Annotated in this window: 11 protein-coding genes and 1 pseudogene; 1 reads left to right on the top strand and 11 read right to left on the bottom strand. The window is 61.8% G+C overall.

Annotation, left to right across the window (positions count from 1 at the left end; translation table 11 throughout):
- The 11 genes and pseudogenes from R1A29_RS01900 to glnE all read right to left on the bottom strand — a co-directional run bounded on the left by R1A29_RS01900 (position 1) and on the right by glnE (position 13,999).
- Positions 1–897 (bottom strand): antimicrobial resistance protein Mig-14, encoded by an 897-nt coding sequence (locus R1A29_RS01900; protein ID WP_438300497.1) that lies wholly within the window; start codon positions 895–897, stop codon positions 1–3.
- A complete protein-coding gene (locus R1A29_RS01895) occupies positions 897–2,027 on the bottom strand; it encodes a glycosyltransferase (RefSeq protein WP_438300496.1) in 1,131 nt (376 codons plus the stop codon). The genes R1A29_RS01900 and R1A29_RS01895 overlap by 1 nt, the downstream gene beginning before the upstream one ends.
- The gene (locus R1A29_RS01890) at positions 2,011–3,768 is read right to left on the bottom strand and encodes a carbamoyltransferase family protein (protein WP_438300495.1); all 1,758 of its coding nucleotides are present in this window, start codon (positions 3,766–3,768) and stop codon (positions 2,011–2,013) included. Before R1A29_RS01890 ends, R1A29_RS01895 begins: the two co-directional genes overlap by 17 nt.
- A gap of 278 nt (positions 3,769–4,046) precedes the next feature.
- Entirely contained in the window at positions 4,047–5,498 is a 1,452-nt protein-coding gene (locus tag R1A29_RS01885) for a lipopolysaccharide kinase InaA family protein (protein WP_438300494.1), read from the bottom strand.
- A complete protein-coding gene (locus tag R1A29_RS01880; RefSeq protein ID WP_438300493.1) occupies positions 5,498–6,250 on the bottom strand; it encodes a lipopolysaccharide kinase InaA family protein in 753 nt (250 codons plus the stop codon). The genes R1A29_RS01885 and R1A29_RS01880 overlap by 1 nt, the downstream gene beginning before the upstream one ends.
- On the bottom strand, positions 6,247–6,981 hold the full coding sequence (locus R1A29_RS01875) for a lipopolysaccharide kinase InaA family protein (protein ID WP_085711112.1): 735 nt from the start codon (positions 6,979–6,981) through the stop codon (positions 6,247–6,249). Before R1A29_RS01875 ends, R1A29_RS01880 begins: the two co-directional genes overlap by 4 nt.
- The gene (gene rfaP, locus R1A29_RS01870; RefSeq protein ID WP_438300492.1) at positions 6,981–7,787 is read right to left on the bottom strand and encodes a lipopolysaccharide core heptose(I) kinase RfaP; all 807 of its coding nucleotides are present in this window, start codon (positions 7,785–7,787) and stop codon (positions 6,981–6,983) included. Before rfaP ends, R1A29_RS01875 begins: the two co-directional genes overlap by 1 nt.
- Entirely contained in the window at positions 7,788–8,909 is a 1,122-nt protein-coding gene (locus R1A29_RS01865) for a glycosyltransferase family 4 protein (RefSeq protein WP_438300491.1), read from the bottom strand.
- Positions 8,909–9,969 (bottom strand): annotated as a pseudogene (gene waaC, locus R1A29_RS01860) (lipopolysaccharide heptosyltransferase I). Before waaC ends, R1A29_RS01865 begins: the two are co-directional and overlap by 1 nt.
- A 1-nt stretch (position 9,970) precedes the next feature.
- Positions 9,971–11,005 (bottom strand): lipopolysaccharide heptosyltransferase II, encoded by a 1,035-nt coding sequence (gene waaF / locus R1A29_RS01855; protein ID WP_039766536.1) that lies wholly within the window; start codon positions 11,003–11,005, stop codon positions 9,971–9,973.
- Positions 11,006–11,056: 51 nt separating this feature from the next.
- The gene (glnE, locus tag R1A29_RS01850) at positions 11,057–13,999 is read right to left on the bottom strand and encodes a bifunctional [glutamate--ammonia ligase]-adenylyl-L-tyrosine phosphorylase/[glutamate--ammonia-ligase] adenylyltransferase (protein ID WP_438300490.1); all 2,943 of its coding nucleotides are present in this window, start codon (positions 13,997–13,999) and stop codon (positions 11,057–11,059) included.
- A 384-nt stretch (positions 14,000–14,383) separates the two neighbouring features.
- Between glnE and aceE the strand changes: the two genes are divergently transcribed.
- Positions 14,384–17,029 (top strand): pyruvate dehydrogenase (acetyl-transferring), homodimeric type, encoded by a 2,646-nt coding sequence (gene aceE, locus R1A29_RS01845; protein WP_438300489.1) that lies wholly within the window; start codon positions 14,384–14,386, stop codon positions 17,027–17,029.
- The last annotated feature ends 11 nt before the right edge of the window (positions 17,030–17,040 follow it).

The raw sequence follows: 17,040 nt of genomic DNA, 5'->3' as shown, positions 1-17,040 counted from the left end.
TCATACGGTGAAGACCGGCACAGGATTGCACCAGCGATCCTTGTATTCACGGTCGGCACGACCGAAGGAAAAGCGCAGCGGCTTGTTCTGGGACCGTGCATGCTCCCAGGCACTTTGCGTATTGAGAAAACTCAGGACGCTGCCGGGGCTGAATTCACGGGTTTCGGGGTCGACGCCACCGTTGATGTATTCGACGCTGATCCACTCCGGCGCCTCGACGCGATACACGAGCTGGATCGCGATCGGCGCATCGTTGAGGAAGATCACCGAACCGATCAGCAACTCGCGCAGCAGCTCGATGACTTCGGCCATGCGTACCGCGCCAGTGGCCGGAAAACCCCAGCGACGCTGGAACAGGTCGCAATAGATCGCTGCCAGTTCGGCACTCGTGAACTCGCTGACCGGTCGTACGACACCGCCCGCCTCTTCCAGCAGGCGCAGCTCACGACGCTGGTTGTAGCGAAACTTTTTCGACAGTTCTTCCGGGGTGCGGGCCATGGCCAGTTGCTCGGTCTGCAACTTGAGGCCGCTGAAGCGGTTCTCGTTGAGCGCCGACAGGTAGCGCCCGCGATGGCGCAGCGGGGCCTGGGCATCGGCGGCGGCCGGCAGGATCAGTTCGGCGTTGCCGAGATCGAACAAGCCTTTCTTGCCACTGCGTTTCAGCACGTCCTTGGACAAGGCCAGATCACGGCCCCAGGTCGGGATCGCCGCTTTGACTTCGCCCTGCTGCTCCCACGCCAGATAACGCACCGGGATGCCGGCCAGATCCGCCAGACGCTCGACCACCATCGGGTGAGTCGCGACGCTGCCGCCAAAACGCTGCCAGGCCTGTGCATAAGTTGAGGCGTCAACGGGCGACCAGCCACGTTCGCGCCAGCCTTGAAATCGGTTGAGCATCAGCCCCTCGGTGCCAGATCGGTAACTTGCGGCAAATGCCAGAAGGTGTCGCGTACGGCGCGGTCGGAGAAACGCTCGCGCAGGCGATCGAACATCATCTCGGCGCATTGACGGCGTTGCTGCTCGTCCATGCCGGCCAGATGTTTCAGGCCCTGGGCCAGATGCTCGGCATCGCCCAGCGGGAACAGAATGCCCACGCCTTCGACCACTTCCTTCGCCCCGCCGCACGCCGTGGCCAGCAGCGGCACGCCGGCGGCCATGGCCTCCAGCAGCACCATGCCGAACGGTTCGTGGTCGGAGCTCAGGGCAAACACATCGAATGCGCGGAAGTAATTGCGCGCGTCCGGCACCTGACCGAGAAACAGCACGCGATCACCGACACCCAGCTCACGGGCCTGCGCCTTGAGTTCATCCTCAAGCCGACCCTTGCCGAGGATCACCAGTTGGCTGTTGGCCGGCAGACCGGGCAGTGCGGCGGCAAAACCGTGCAGCAGCGTGGCCTGATCCTTGTCCGGGTGCAGGCGACCGACGTTGCCGACGATGAATGCGTCTGCAGACAGACCCAGGGTCTCACGGGCTTCACGGGCGGACACCTGACTCATCTGCAACGCCGAAACGTCGATGCGGTTGTAGAGAGTCTGGATGCGCGTCGCCGGCCATTTCGGCAGGCAGCGGCGCATGTCGTCGCGCACCGCATCGGACACGCCGAGCAGGCTCAGGCGCTTGCGGAATATGTGCGCAAACAATTTGCGCGAGCCACGTTTGTAATCACCAAACGCGTGGTGCACGCCAATCACCGGCAGCGAAGTGCCGAGCAAGGCGATGTAGATCGGCTTGAAGCGATGGGCAATGCAGAAACTGAAATTGCGTGAAGCGGCGATCTTGCGCAGATCGCCGATGGCACCCAGCTTCAGGCCACGAATGGCCTTGGAGCTGTATTCCATGAACAACACTTCGTCGGAGGCGCAGGCCGCGGCCACCTCGCTATCGGCCGCCCCGGTCAGAAAGACCGTGGTGACCCGATAACCGGTGCCCGCGAACAGGCTGGCGTACTGCCGCGCGCAGTCGAGGAACGGCCCGTCATAGCCGTGACAGAACTGCAGCACATGGCGTTCAGCCGAGCGTGTCATAAGCGTTTGCGCCTTCTTTGACCACCAGGATGTCTTCCATGATCAGGTACTGCAGATCGGAGCCGAAGAACATGTTCAGGGCGTCGGTCGGCGAGCAGATCATCGGCTCACCACGGCGGTTGAGCGAGGTGTTCAGGGACACGCCGTTGCCGGTCAGCACTTCCAGCGCCTTCATCATGTCGTAGTAGCGCGGGTTGTATTCGCGCTTGAGCACCTGGGCCCGGGACGTGCCGTCTTCGTGGACGACTTCCGGCACGCGGGTCTTCCACTCTTCCGCCACTTCGAAGGTGAAGGTCATGAACGGCGCCGGGTGATCGATCTTGATCATCTGTGGCGCAACGGTGTCGAGCATCGACGGGCAGAAAGGCCTCCAGCGCTCGCGGAACTTGATCTGGTGGTTGATGCGGTCAGCCACGCCAGCCACGCTCGGGCAACCGATGATCGAACGACCACCCAGTGCACGCGGACCGAACTCCATGCGGCCCTGGAACCAGGCCACCGGGTTGCCATCGACCATGATCTTGGCGATCTGCTCCGGCATGTTGTCGAGCTTGCGCCAGGTCGGCTTGTTCTCGTGACGGGCGCACGCGGCGATCACGTCTTCGTTGCTGTACGACGGGCCGAGGTAGATGTGTTCCATCTTCTCGACCGGCACGCCACGGGCGTTCGACACATAGGCCGCTGCGCCGACGGCGGTGCCGGCGTCGCCGGACGCAGGCTGTACGAACAGTTCCTTGACGTCGTCGCGGGCGATGATTTTCTGGTTGAGCTTGACGTTCAACGCACAGCCACCGGCGTAGGCCAGTTTGCCGGTTTCCTTGAGCACGTCGCCCAGGTAGTAGTCGATCATCTGCAGCGCGATTTTTTCGAACAGCGCTTGAATGCTGGCGGCGTAGTGGATGTACGGCTCGTCGGCGATGTCGCCTTCGCGCTTCGGACCCAGCCACTCGATCAGCTTCGGCGAGAAGTAGTAACCCTTGCCCTTCTCCTTGTAGCGACGCAGGCCGATCACGTTGGCGTAGTCGGTGTTGATCACCAGCTCGCCGTTTTCAAACGAGGCCAGGCGCGAGAAATCGTATTTGCTGGCGTCGCCGTACGGCGCCATGCCCATGACCTTGAACTCACCGTCGAGCATGTCGAAACCGAGGAACTCGGTGATCGCACCGTACAGGCCACCAAGGGAGTCCGGATCGAAGAATTCCTTGATCTTGTGGATCTTGCCGTTTTCGCCATAACCGAAGAAGGTCGTGGCGTACTCGCCCTTGCCGTCGATGCCGAGGATCGCGGTTTTCTCTTTGAAACCCGAGCAGTGATAGGCGCTGGAAGCGTGGGCCAGGTGGTGTTCAACCGGTTCGATCTTGATTTTCTTCGGATCGAAGCCCAGTTGCTCCAGGCACCAGACGATCTTGTTGCGATAGCGCTTGTAGCGACGGTTGCCCATCAGGATCGCGTCGAGTGCGCGGTCCGGGGCGTACCAGTAACGCTTGGCGTACTGCCAGCGAGCCTTGCCGAAAATGCTGATCGGGGCGAACGGAATCGCCACCACGTCAACGTCGGACGGCTTGATGCCGGCCTGCTCCAGGCAGAACTTCGCCGATTCGTAGGGCATGCGGTTCTTTGCATGTTTATCGCGTACGAAGCGCTCTTCCTCAGCCGCCGCGACCAGCTTGCCGTCGATGTACAGGGCTGCTGAAGGATCATGGCTAAGGGCGCCGGACAGGCCAAGAATCGTCAATGCCACAGGGGTCTAGCCTCTTTAGTCTGCATTCAGGCGCGATGCGCCTTGAAAAATGATGTGCCCTCGCACCGGGCGAGAGACAGCTAAAGGGCGGGATTATAGCGTAAACGTGGCGGGAATGACCCTGTGCGAATTGCCCCATGTCGTTCACCCCGCAGAACTTCCGGCGCAGCAAGAAAATTTTCGGTGCAGGAGCTGGCCTCATCGCTGGCAAGCCAGCCCCACACCTGAACGGCGACACTTACAGACCCTGTGGGAGCCGGCTTGCCGGCGATGGCGATTCAGGCAGCGCTGGAAATGTCTTTGGGCAAGCGCTGATCAATCACCTGATACAGCGCACTGCTTTCGGGCCAGTTGCGCATGAACCGCGCACGATCCCGGGCGTAGGCCGGAGCAAAGCTGCCCGCCGAGCCGTGCTGACACATCGAATCCAGGTCGATCAACGCCCAGCGATCCTCATGCCAGAACAGGTTGTGGCCCTTGAAGTCGCCGTGACTGATGCGCTCGGCAATCAACCGCGCAAACAGCTGATCCAGCGCCTGCAACTCGGCCTCCGGCGCTTCACCGCTTTCAACATACGGCGCAAAACGCTCGATGATGTCCGGCCCGGCCAGGTATTCGGTGATCAGGTACGCCTTGCTGCGCAGCCAGAAAAACCGCGTTTCCAGCACCGCCAGCGGTTTGGGCGTGGCGATACCGAGGAACGCCAGACGATTACCTTCGCGCCAGGAGTGCCAGGCACGGCTCGGGCGCCAGAAGCGCTTGAGCCAATGGGCAAAATTCTTGATGTTGTAGCGCTTGATCACCAGCGGACGCCCGGCGATTTCGACCTTGCCGACGCTGGCCGCGCCGCCGGTCTTGTACAGGTGCCCCTGATCGAGCAAGGCATCGGCCTGCTCCAGCACCGGCAGCATCGCGGGCTCTTCTTCGCGACGGATCGAACGCAGACCAAAAGCCCCGCGCCGCACGCTGAACAACGTGCATTCACGACCGACCTTGATCAGGAAGTCCTTCAAGCGCCAGGCGCGCACCTTGTCGATCTGCTTCTGCAACGCTTCAAGCGGCAGTGCGTGCTCGCTGTTGCTCAACAGGTAATACACCAGCAATTCTTCGGTGAACGGCTCCAGCGACTTGGGCAACTGGGCGAAAAACACCCCGAGGTTTTCCAGCACTTTCTGCCGGGACAATGGCTGGCCGGCATTTTCCGCGCAGATACCGGCGCCATCGATCAGGTACAACTGACCACCGTGGCGCAGCAGGTTGTCCAGGTGCAGGTCTTCCTGCCACAGGCCCTTGCCATGCAACTGACCGATGGCGCCGAGCGCCTCGGCCAGCACTGCCGATTGCTCGTCCGCCAGCACCGGCAAGGACTCGACCTTGCTCCAGGCATCGCCCAGGCTTTCGGCGCCTTCGAGGAACTCGAACAGCAGCCAGCCACCCTCGCCGTCCTTCAGGCCGTCAGCCAGCAGCAACGGCGTGGTCATGCCCTGGGCGGCGAGCAGCTTCACCCCTTCCAGTTCACGCTGAAAGTGTCGTGCAGCCTTACTGCCGACCAGCAACTTGGCCAGCACAGGGCGACCGCGCCACACGCCGGCACCGACATAACGCTGCCCCGGCAACACCCGCAACAGGCTGAGCAATTGCAGATCGGCCGGGCCCGCCGCATCGGCCAGCGAAACCGTCAGCGGCAGACTCGGCGTGCGTCCGGCGTTTTTCAGGTCGGACAGCTGCATCAGCGGGTCTCCTTGCGACTGCGCCGCGCGGTCAGCCGCGTGACCCAGCTGTCGACCAGCGAACTGTCGACCGACTGATCGAGATACGCCGCCAGCAACTCGCGCAACTGGGCATCAGTCCACTCCGGCGCCCGGCGCAGCAGCGGCTCGAGATCCTTGACCCGATCCCGCTGACCGAACAGCAAAGGCCGGGTCTTTTCCAGGTCGATCAACTGCGCCTGATAAGCAGCGCCATCAGCACGCAGGAAAATGTGTTTTGGATAGAAGCAACCATGGACCTGACGTACACCGTGCAGAAGCCGCGCCAGTTGACCGCAGGCCTTGAGAATCGCCGACTGCTGCGATGCATCAAGGTCGGACCAGCGCTGCAACAGCGAATCCAGATCATCCCAACCGTCGAGGGCGCGGGTCAGCAGGATCGCGCGCACTTCGCCGTTGACCTTGCGCTGGCCGAAAAACGCCGCCTGCAATGCCGGAATACCGAGCTGGTTATAACGGCTGATGTTGCGAAATTCCCGGGCGAACGTCGGCTCGCCGAACGGCGCGTGCAAGGTGCGGGTCAGGTAATTGCTCTGGCGCTTGAGGTAATAGCCGCGGCCTTCAAGTTCGAGGCGAAACACACTGCTCCAGCCGCCACCGTCGGTGTTCGGCTCATCCACCGCTTCGAGCTGCTTGGCCCACAGCGCGTCGAACGTGCCGAGACCGTGGCGCTCCAGCAGCGCACGGTCTTCAGCGGCGAGAAAATCAGTCATTCGCGTCCCTCGAAAAATCTCACCACATGACGAATCCGTTTTTTGTCGGCGGCATTGAGCCGGTCACGCTGGCGGTATTGCAGGTAAAAGCGCAGGCGCTGGGTGTTCGACAGGTGATATTTGGCGACCTTGTCGAGACAGGCCAGATCCTTGGTGATCCGGTACTTGAGCCAGAAACCGCGCCAGAAATCGCCGTTCGGGCAGTCGATGAGAAACAGCTGCGCCTGATCGTCGATCAGCAGGTTGCGCCATTTCAGATCGTTATGGGTAAAGCGATGATCGTGCATCGTCCGGGTATAGACGGCCAGTTGCCGACTGATGGCGTCGACCCAGCTGTGATTGCGCAGCTTGGGATCGTTGCGTTCGGCCAGTGCCGAAAGATCCTCGGTACGTGGCAGTTCGCGAGTGATCATCGCCCCGCGGTCGTAGGCCATGCCGTTGCGCTCAAGGCCCCAGGCCACCACTTCGGCGGTCGGGATGCCCCACTTGGCGAAACGCTTGAGGTTCTGCCACTCCATCTTCACCCGCGGCTTGCCGAGGTAGCGGCGCAAGCCCTTGCCGGCGCCGGAATAGCGCTTGACGTAATAGTTGACGCCGTTGCGCTGCACACGGATGACTTCGGACAGCGGATCGCGGGTCAGGCGCTCGCCTTCCAGCGCGAATACCGCTTCAAGACTGCCAAAATCCGCTGCGAGGTCGCTGTACCCGGGTTCAAGATTCCAACCCGCCATCAGAGCGCATCCCCGTATCGCTGCTTGCGCGCATAGAGCTTGTTAGCCTTGCCTTCGAGCCAGCTCAGCAACGGCGCTTCTTCAGCCAGGATCTGGCGCAGCGGTTGCTGAAAGTAACCTTTGAGAAAGCGCAGCTTGTCGCGACGGGTCAGACCGATGTCCAGCGCGGAAAAATACAGCGCCGCCAGATCCTTGTCGCGCCAGCGCCGGGTGATCACCGGGCGGGTCTGGGCACGATGCAGGTCGATCACCGAGAGTTTGAAATCTTCCGGGGTCACCGGCTTGTCGGTGTGCAGCAGGAAGTGGCAGATGTAGCAGTCGCGGTGGTTGACCCCCGCTCGGTGCATCATGCCGGTCATGCGTGCGACTTCGGCGATCAGCGCTCGCTTGAGTTTCGGCTGCGGTGGCTGCTTGACCCAATCGATGCTGAAGTCTTCGAGACTGATGGTCGGCGCCAGCTCTTCAGTGACGATGAACGAATGCTGATCCGCCGGGTTGCTGCCCTTCTCGCCGTACGCAACGGCGGTCATGGTCGGCACGCCGACTTCCTGCAGACGCTGGATAGCCTTCCACTCCTGACCCGCGCCGAGCACCGGCAGCTTGGCGGTCAGCAGGTTCTTGAAGATTTCGCCCCAGCCGATACCACGGTGGATCTTGACGAAAAATCCGTTGCCGTCGACTTCCGTGCGCAAAGTCCGGCGAGCTTCCAGCTCGCGGTACACCTCGCCCTGCAAGCCCTCGACTTCCGCGAACGCATCGCGGCCGGCCCAGAGGCTCTTGAACGGTTCAGCCAGCATCAACTTCATTTATGCGTGCTCCGCCAGAATCACATCGGCCGCGTGCTGCGGCATGCTGTAGAGGTCGGCCGTCTCGGCGAAAGCCAGACCGTTGCGGCTCCAGGCCGCCCGTGCAGCGTCGTCGTGCAACATGTCGGCCAGGTATTGCGTCAGTTGCGCCTGATCGAACGGCTCGTCCAGCACACGCCCGGCATCGGCCTCGGCAATGTAATGGGCATAACCGCAGACCGCGCTGACCAGCACCGGCAACCCGGCGACCAGCGCTTCAAGCAGCACCGTACCGGTGTTTTCGTTGTACGCCGGGTGGATCAACAGATCGGCGCCGAGCAGGAAGCGCGGAATATCGCTGCGCCCCCTGAGGAACGTCACGTTGTCGCCCAGACCCAAAGTTGCACTCTGCATCTGGAACAATTTGGGGTCATCCTGGCCGATTACAAACAGCCGGGTGCGTTTCTTCAGTTCGGCGGGCAATGCGGCCAGGGCTTTCAGGCTGCGATCGACGCCCTTGGTCTTGAACCCGGAGCCGATCTGCACCAGCAACAGTTCGTCGTCCCTGAGGTTGAATTCGGCGCGGAAACCGGCGCGAATTTCGTCGGCATCCTTCGGGCGGCGACGGTCCTGGGCGATGCCCGGCGGCAGCAGATGGAAGCGCTCCAACGGCGTGTCGTAGTGCTTGATGAACAGCGGCTGCTGCACTTCGGAAATCATCAACACTTCGGTCTTCGCGTCTTTGGCGAACACCGCGCGCTCGTATTCGGCGAAGTGGCGGTAGCGACCCCAGCGGCGATACAGCGAATGGCGCAGGTTCTGCGCCTTGTCTTCGAAGCAGCCGTCGGCGGCGTAGTAGACGTCCAGCCCCGGCATCTTGTTGAAGCCGATCAGGCGATCCACCGGGCGCTTGGCCAGGTCCGCTTCCATCCATGCGCTGAGCTTTTCGTTGCGGCGGTGATTGAAGAACGCCTTGACCGGCGCTACCAGCACTTCGAAACCGGGCGGCACGTCGCCTTCCCAGATCAGGGTGTAGACGCGGATCTTGTGGCCACGCTTCTGGCATTCGAGGGCGATGCGCATGAAGTCGCGTTGCAAACCACCGAACGGGAAATACTTGTAAAGGACAAATGCCAATTGCATCAACGCAGCTCCTCAGCCATCAACAACGTGCTCAGTCGGCTGGCGACACGCTCGGGATTCAGACGCGTGAAGCACAAAGGCAACTCGCGTTTCAGGTCAAACTGACGGGCATCCTGCGCGGTCGGTTGATACGTACATTTCTTTTGCAGGCACGGCGCACACGGGATGTCGCTGCCGAGGTGAATCTGCAGCTTGCCGTAGGCGCCGGTCAGGCCCGGATTGGTCGGGCCGAACAGGGAAATCGTCGGCACGTCCAGTGCCGCAGCGAGATGGCCCAGACCGGTGTCCACCGCAACGCAGGCCTGAGCCCCGGCCAGCACTTTGCCGACCCCGGCCAGGTTCAGCTTCGGCAGCACTTCGGCATGTTTGAAGCCGGCGGCGATGCGCTCGGCCCGGGCCTTCTCCAGCGGGTTGCCCCACGGCAGTTTGATCCCGACGCCGAGGTAGCCCACCCGCTCGGTCAGCTCGCGCCAATAGCTTTCCGGCCAGTGTTTGGTGTCCCAGGTGGTGCCATGCAGGAACACCACGTAAGCATTCTTGCGCGGCAGTTCGACCAGACGCTCGACGTTGAGACCGTAATCGCCCAGGCCTTTGGGCAAGTCATAACCCAGGGCGATAGCGAACAACTGGCGCACACGCTCGACAGCGTGCTGACCACGGGCCACCGCCAGTTTGCGATCATAAAAACGCGCGGCGATCGGCTCCCGGGCCGAGCCCTTGTCGAGACCGGCCACCGGGGCTTTGACGTAGCGGGTCAGCCAGGCACTTTTCAGCAGGCCCTGCGCGTCGATCACCAGGTCATATTTGTTCGCCCGAACGGATTGCTTGAAGCGCTTCCACTCGCCGCTGGTGATGGTTTTCCAGAGGTTCTTGCGCCAGCGGCGGATCGCCACCGGAATCACCTTGCCCACGGCCGGGTGCCAGGTCGGGATTTCGGCAAAGCCTTCTTCCACCACCCAGTCGAATTTGATCCCGGAATGGCCCGGGCCGCGTCGGTCAACGCCGGCAACGCATGAATCACGTCGCCCAGCGATGAGGTCTTGATCAGCAATACCCGCAACTTAATGAACCTCGACCACGGAGCCCTGCAAACGCTGCAAGGCATCGTTGACCGCGTCCGGCATCAGCTGGCGCAGGCAGTTGTAATGGCCGAAACGGCAGGTGCGGTCGAAGCACGGGCTGCAATCGAGGCCCAGACGGACGATTTCCACATGTTCGGCCAACGGCGGGGTGAAACCCGGCGAAGTCGAACCGTAGACCGCCACCAACGGACGGTTCAGCGCCGCTGCGACGTGCATCAGACCGGAGTCGTTGGAGACCACAGAATCAGCGCAGGACATCAGGTCGATGGCCTCGGCCAGCGAAGTACCGCCGCTGAGGTTCACGGATTCCTCGCGCAGGCCCGGAATCAGCCGCGCGCGGATGTCTTCACCGACCGCGTGATCGTTCTTCGAGCCGAACAGCCAGACCTGCCAGCCTTCGCGAATCCGCGCCTCGGCGACCTTGGCGTAATGCTCGGACGGCCAGCGCTTGGCTTCGCCGAATTCCGCGCCGGGGCACAACACCAGCACCGGGCGATCGAGGGTCAGGCCGAACTTGGCCAGCGCCGCCTCGCGGGTGACCGGGTCGATCTGCAGGCTCGGGCGCGGATAGGGCTTCGGCAGCTCGGCGTTCGGCTCGTAGGCCAGCGCCATGAAGCGCTCGATCATCAGCGGATAACGTTCTTTATCCAGCGTGCGCACGTCATTGAGCAAGCCGTAGCGGAATTCGCCGCGCCAGCCGGTGCGTTTCGGAATGCCGGCGAAGAACGGCACCAGCGCGGATTTGAGCGAGTTCGGCAGCAGGATCGCCTGGTCGTACTGGCCGGCCAGGGATTTGCCGATCCGCCGGCGGGTCGCCAGCTCCAGCGCGCCGTGGCCGAGCGGGAAGCTCAAGGCCTTGCGCACTTCGGGCATGCGCTCGAGGATCGGCCGGCTCCACTCGGGGGCCAGCACGTCGATTTCGCACTGCGGGTGGCGCTGTTTGAGACACTGAAACAGTGTCTGCGCCATCACCATGTCACCGACCCAACTGGGCCCAACGATCAGAATATTCATGTGGTTTCCATAAACGAACCGGGGAGGCCTTACGCCTCCCCGTCTCGAGAATCAGCTTAGCCCCAGCTCTCGCCAGATCCGCATCACCTGCCGCCGTTCGTCCGCGAACTGATCGCCCGGTATCACCCCGGCGTCCTTCTGCAAGGCCTGCCGGTGGGCGGCGGAACGATAGGCCTTGTAGGCCTCGCGCAACAGGCTGGCGTCTTCGACGGGCATCAGCCCTTCGTGTTCCAGCTCTTCCAGAATGCGGATATTGTCCGTCCAGCGCAGCAGCGGCGGGTGGCTTTGCGACCACGCCAGGGCCGCGTATTGCACCATAAATTCAATATCGACGATACCTCCGGCGTCCTGCTTGAGGTCGAACGGCGCCGTGGCGTCGAAGGCATTCGCCCCGGTACCGGCGGCGGTGCTCTTGCTCCCGAGGTTGTCGCGCATCTTCGCGCGCATCTCGCTCACTTCCTGCTGAAGCTTCGCCAGATCCCGCGCCTTGCCCAGTACCTGAGCACGCACATTCTCGAACGCCTGGCCGACATCCTGACTGCCTACCAACACCCGCGCCCGCACCAACGCCTGATGTTCCCATGTCCAGGCTTCATTTTCTTGATAGCGGGCAAATGCCCCCAGCGAACTGACCAACAACCCCGACGCACCGGACGGTCGCAGACGCATGTCCACTTCATACAGCTGGCCGGAGTTGGTCTGCGCCGTCAGCAGGTGAATGATCCGCTGACCGAGCCGGGTAAAGAACTGCGCGCCATCAATCGGTTTCGCCCCGTCGGTTTCCGCCTGCGGATCGCCGTCGTGGATGAACACCAGGTCCAGGTCCGAACCATGCCCCAATTCGATCCCGCCGACTTTCCCATAACCGACAATGATGAAGCCGGGATCGCACAGCGTGCCGTCGGTGCGCAGCGGCGTGCCGTACTTGGCCACGGTCTGGCGCCAGGCCAGGGCCAGCACTTGCTCGAGAATCGCTTCGGCGAGCCAGGTCAGGTAATCGCTGACTTTCATCAGCGGCAGGCTGCCGGCGATTTCCGAGGCGGCGACGCGCAAGCGGTGCGCCAGTTTGAAATGGCGCAGGGCTTCCATCTGTTGCTCGAGGTCGTCTTCCGGGATCCGGGTCAGACGCTCACGCAGTTCGGCTGCCAGTTCCGGCGCCAGCGGCGGCTTGAACAGGCGGCCTTCGTTGAGCAATTCGTCGAGCAGCAACGGGAAACGGGTGATCTGCTCGGCGATCCACGGGCTGGCGGCGCACAGAGTCAGCAAGCGCCGCAACGCGCCGGGGTTTTCCGTCAGCAAGACTAAATAAGCCGAGCGCCGGGCCACGGCTTCGACCAGCGGTAGCACTCGTTCTAGCACCAGATCCGGGTTGTCATGCTCCACCGCCTGAGCGAGCAGACGTGGAATAAAAGCGTCAAGGCGTTCGCGCCCCAAACGCTGCATCGCCCGCAGCTGCGGACTGCTGCGCAGACCGGCCAACGCTTTCAAGGCTTTGGTGGCGTCGGCAAAACCACCCTCTTCCAGTTGGCGGCAGGCGGCTTCTTCGTCCTGCGCCTCTTCCCACAGCGGCAGCCATTCACCGCCGACCACCACTTCGCAATCGGCACCCTCTTCTTCATCGGGATCGGCGATCACTTGCGCAAAGTGCCAGGCCACCCGGCCACGCCAGAACATCAGCTTTTCATGGAAGGCGTCCCAGTCGGCGAAACCGAGCATGAAGGCGATGCGTGCCTGATCCTGCGCAGTGTCCGGGAGCATCTGGGTCTGGCGGTCGGCAATCGCCTGGATCGCGTGTTCGGTGTAGCGCAGGAATTCGTAACCTTCACGCAACTCGCTGATCACCGCCGGCGGCAGGTAACCCTGCCCTTCCAGCGTGCCCAGCACCTTTAATAGAGGGCGCTGTTGCAGGCTCAGGTCGCGACCGCCGTGGATCAACTGGAAAGCCTGAGCGATGAACTCGACTTCGCGAATGCCGCCGGAGCCCAGCTTGATGTTGTCGGCCATGCCCTTGCGCCGGACTTCCTGCTGGATCAGCTGCTTCATGGTGCGCAGCGCTTCGATCGCCGAGAAGTCCAGATAGCGCCGGTAAACGAACGGTCGCAGCATGTCGAGCAACTGCGCGCCCGCCACCTGATCACCGGCGACGACCCGCGCCTTGATCATCGCGTAGCGTTCCCAGTCGCGCCCCTGATCCTGGTAATACTGCTCCAGCGCATTGAAGCTCAGCACCAGCGCACCGGACGAACCATACGGGCGCAGGCGCATGTCGACGCGGAACACGAAGCCGTCGACGGTCATCGGGTCGAGGGCCTTGATCAGGCGCTGACCGAGGCGGATGAAGAATTCCTGATTATCCAGTGCGCGCTTCACGCCGACGGTTTCGCCGCCCTCGGGGTAGGCGAAGATCAGGTCGATGTCCGAAGACAGGTTCAGCTCGACCGCGCCGAGCTTGCCCATGCCAAGGATGACCATTTGCTGCGGTTCGCCGCTGCGCCGGCCGGTGGGCGTGCCGAATTGCTGGCAATGGCGGCTGTACAGCCATTGATAGGCCTGGTCGATGCTGGCGTCGGCCATGTCAGAGAGGTCGCGGCAGGTCTGCACCAGATCGGCCTGACGGGTCAGGTCGCGCCAGATGATCCGCACCTGATGCCGGGCACGCTGGCGACGCAGTACGCGGCCCAGCTCGTCTTCTGTTTGTGCAGCGTTCACCGCAGCAGCGATCTGCCCGCACAACTCGCCGGGGGCGAACGGCCGATCGAGTTCGCCGGACTGCACCAGCGACAGCAACATCAAAGGGTCACGAACACTCTGTTCAATCACGAAATCGCTGGCGCCAGTGACGCGGGCGAACTGCGCCCAGCGCTCCGGAGTCCAGGTGGAGAAGCCGTGATCGCCTTCGGTCAATCCGGCGACGGCCGTACGGAACGACTGCTCGGATCGGCTGACCAACGGCAGGAGAATGGCGGGCAGTTCGGCAAGCGCGGGCAGGGTCATGGTCTATCCTTGATCGGCGTGTAAATGGCCGCTTGTAGTGATGATTGAAAAACCGCTACGCGAAGGACTGTCGAACAAAAGTGAGAAATAGCTGAAATTTCTTTTTCTTTGGCAGCCAACATCAAACTTTCACCTTTTTCGGATGGCCAAAGACCAACCTTAACGATTATTCTCACAACGCAGTCGGAGGCCACAAGCCTTTCATCTGTAGTTTTACTACTCGTCTATACATTCGAAAGGCTGAAATGCCGGATGATTTGTAGTAAAACTACACGCCGCCGGAACAACCTGTCGGCAATCCAAGAATTTTAAATCGTCTGCCCACAAGGCCAGTCGCAAACTCAGGCAACCGATTCTGGAAGCCTTTCCGCCCTGGAGCAAGCCATGCAAGACCTCGATCCCGTCGAAACCCAGGAATGGCTGGACGCCCTGGAATCGGTTCTCGACAAAGAAGGCGAAGACCGTGCTCACTATCTGATGACCCGTATGGGCGAACTCGCGACCCGCAGCGGCTCGCAACTGCCTTACGCCATCACCACGCCTTACCGCAACACCATCCCGGTTACCCACGAAGCACGCATGCCTGGCGACCTGTTCATGGAACGCCGCATTCGCTCGCTGGTACGCTGGAACGCGATGGCCATGGTAATGCGTACGAACCTGAAAGATTCTGACCTGGGCGGTCACATCTCCAGCTTCGCCTCCAGCGCGACCCTGTACGACATCGGTTTCAACTACTTCTTCCAGGCCCCGACCGACGAACACGGCGGCGACCTGATCTACTTCCAGGGTCACACCTCGCCAGGCGTCTACGCCCGTGCGTTCATGGAAGGCCGCATTTCCGAAGACCAGATGAACAACTTCCGCCAGGAAGTCGACGGTCAGGGCCTGTCGTCCTATCCGCACCCTTGGCTGATGCCTGACTTCTGGCAGTTCCCGACCGTTTCGATGGGTCTGGGTCCGATCCAGGCGATCTACCAGGCGCGCTTCATGAAGTACCTGGAACACCGCGGTTTCATCCAGCCGGGCAAACAGAAAGTCTGGTGCTTCCTGGGCGACGGCGAGTGCGACGAGCCGGAATCCCTGGGTGCGATCTCCCTGGCCGGCCGCGAGAAGCTGGACAACCTGATCTTCGTCATCAACTGCAACCTGCAGCGCCTCGACGGCCCGGTTCGCGGCAACGGCAAGATCATCCAGGAACTCGAAGGCGTGTTCCGCGGTGCTCAGTGGAACGTGACCAAAGTCATCTGGGGCCGTTTCTGGGACCCGTTGCTGGCCAAAGACGTCGACGGCATCCTGCAACGTCGCATGGACGAAGTCATCGACGGCGAGTACCAGAACTACAAAGCCAAAGACGGCGCGTTCGTGCGTGAACACTTCTTCAACACGCCAGAACTCAAGGCGATGGTTGCAGACCTGTCCGACGACGAGATCTGGAAGCTCAACCGTGGCGGCCACGACCCGTACAAGGTCTACGCGGCGTACCACGAAGCGGTCAACCACAAAGAACAGCCGACCGTCATCCTGGCCAAGACCATCAAGGGTTACGGTACCGGTGCGGGCGAAGCGAAGAACACCGCGCACAACACCAAGAAAGTCGACGTCGACAGCCTGAAGCTGTTCCGCGACCGCTTCGACATCCCGGTGAAAGACGAAGAGCTGGAAAACCTGCCGTTCTTCAAGCCTGAGCCAAACAGCGCCGAAGCCCGTTACCTGGCCGAGCGTCGCGCCGCACTGGGCGGTTTCGTGCCTCAGCGTCGCGCACAGAGCTTCAGCGTACCGACTCCGGATCTGGATACCCTCAAGGCGATCCTCGACGGTTCGGGCGACCGTGAAATTTCCACCACCATGGCTTTCGTGCGGATCCTCGCGCAACTGGTCAAGGACAAGGAAATCGGCCCGCGCATCGTTCCGATCATCCCGGACGAAGCCCGTACCTTCGGTATGGAAGGCATGTTCCGTCAGCTGGGCATCTACTCGTCCGTCGGCCAGCTCTACGAGCCAGTCGATAAAGACCAGGTGATGTTCTACAAGGAAGACCAGAAAGGTCAGATCCTTGAAGAAGGCATCAACGAAGCAGGCGCCATGAGCTCCTTCATCGCCGCCGGTACTTCGTACTCCAGCCACAACCAGCCAATGCTGCCGTTCTACATCTTCTACTCGATGTTCGGCTTCCAGCGTATCGGCGACCTGGCCTGGGCTGCCGGCGACAGCCGCACCCGTGGCTTCCTGATCGGCGGCACCGCCGGCCGTACCACCCTGAACGGTGAAGGCCTGCAGCACGAAGACGGTCACAGCCACCTGCTGGCTGCCACCATCCCGAACTGCCGCACCTACGATCCGACCTACGGCTACGAGCTGGCGGTGATCATTCAGGACGGCATGAAGAAGATGACCGAAGAGCAACAGGACATCTTCTATTACATCACCGTGATGAACGAGTCGTACCAGCAGCCAGCCATGCCGGCCGGTGCCGAAGAAGGCATCAAGAAAGGCATGTACCTGCTCGAAGAAGACACCCGCGATGCGGCGCACCACGTACAGCTGATGGGCTCCGGCACCATCCTGCGTGAAGTCCGTGAAGCGGCGAAGATCCTGCGTGAAGAGTTCAACATCGGCGCCGATGTGTGGAGCGTCACCAGCTTCAACGAACTGCGTCGCGACGGCCTGGCCGTAGAGCGCAGCAACCGTCTGAAACCTGGCCAGAAGCCTAAGCAGAGCTACGTTGAAGAGTGCCTGAGCGGCCGTAAAGGTCCGGTCATTGCCTCTACCGACTACATGAAACTGTTCGCCGAGCAGATCCGTCAGTGGGTACCGTCCAAGGAATTCAAAGTCCTGGGCACCGACGGTTTCGGCCGCAGCGACAGCCGCAAGAAACTGCGTCATTTCTTCGAAGTTGACCGTCATTTCGTGGTGTTGGCAGCCCTGGAAGCACTGGCTGACCGTGGCGATATCGAACCTAAAGTCGTGGCCGAGGCCATTACCGGGTTCGGCATCGACCCGGAAAAACGCAACCCACTGGACTGCTGAGGAGAAACTCT

Source organism: Pseudomonas sp. NMS19W, from assembly GCF_051554255.1.
In the GTDB taxonomy this organism is placed as follows: domain Bacteria; phylum Pseudomonadota; class Gammaproteobacteria; order Pseudomonadales; family Pseudomonadaceae; genus Aquipseudomonas; species Aquipseudomonas kribbensis.
This window is presented reverse-complemented; position numbering and strand designations above follow the sequence as displayed.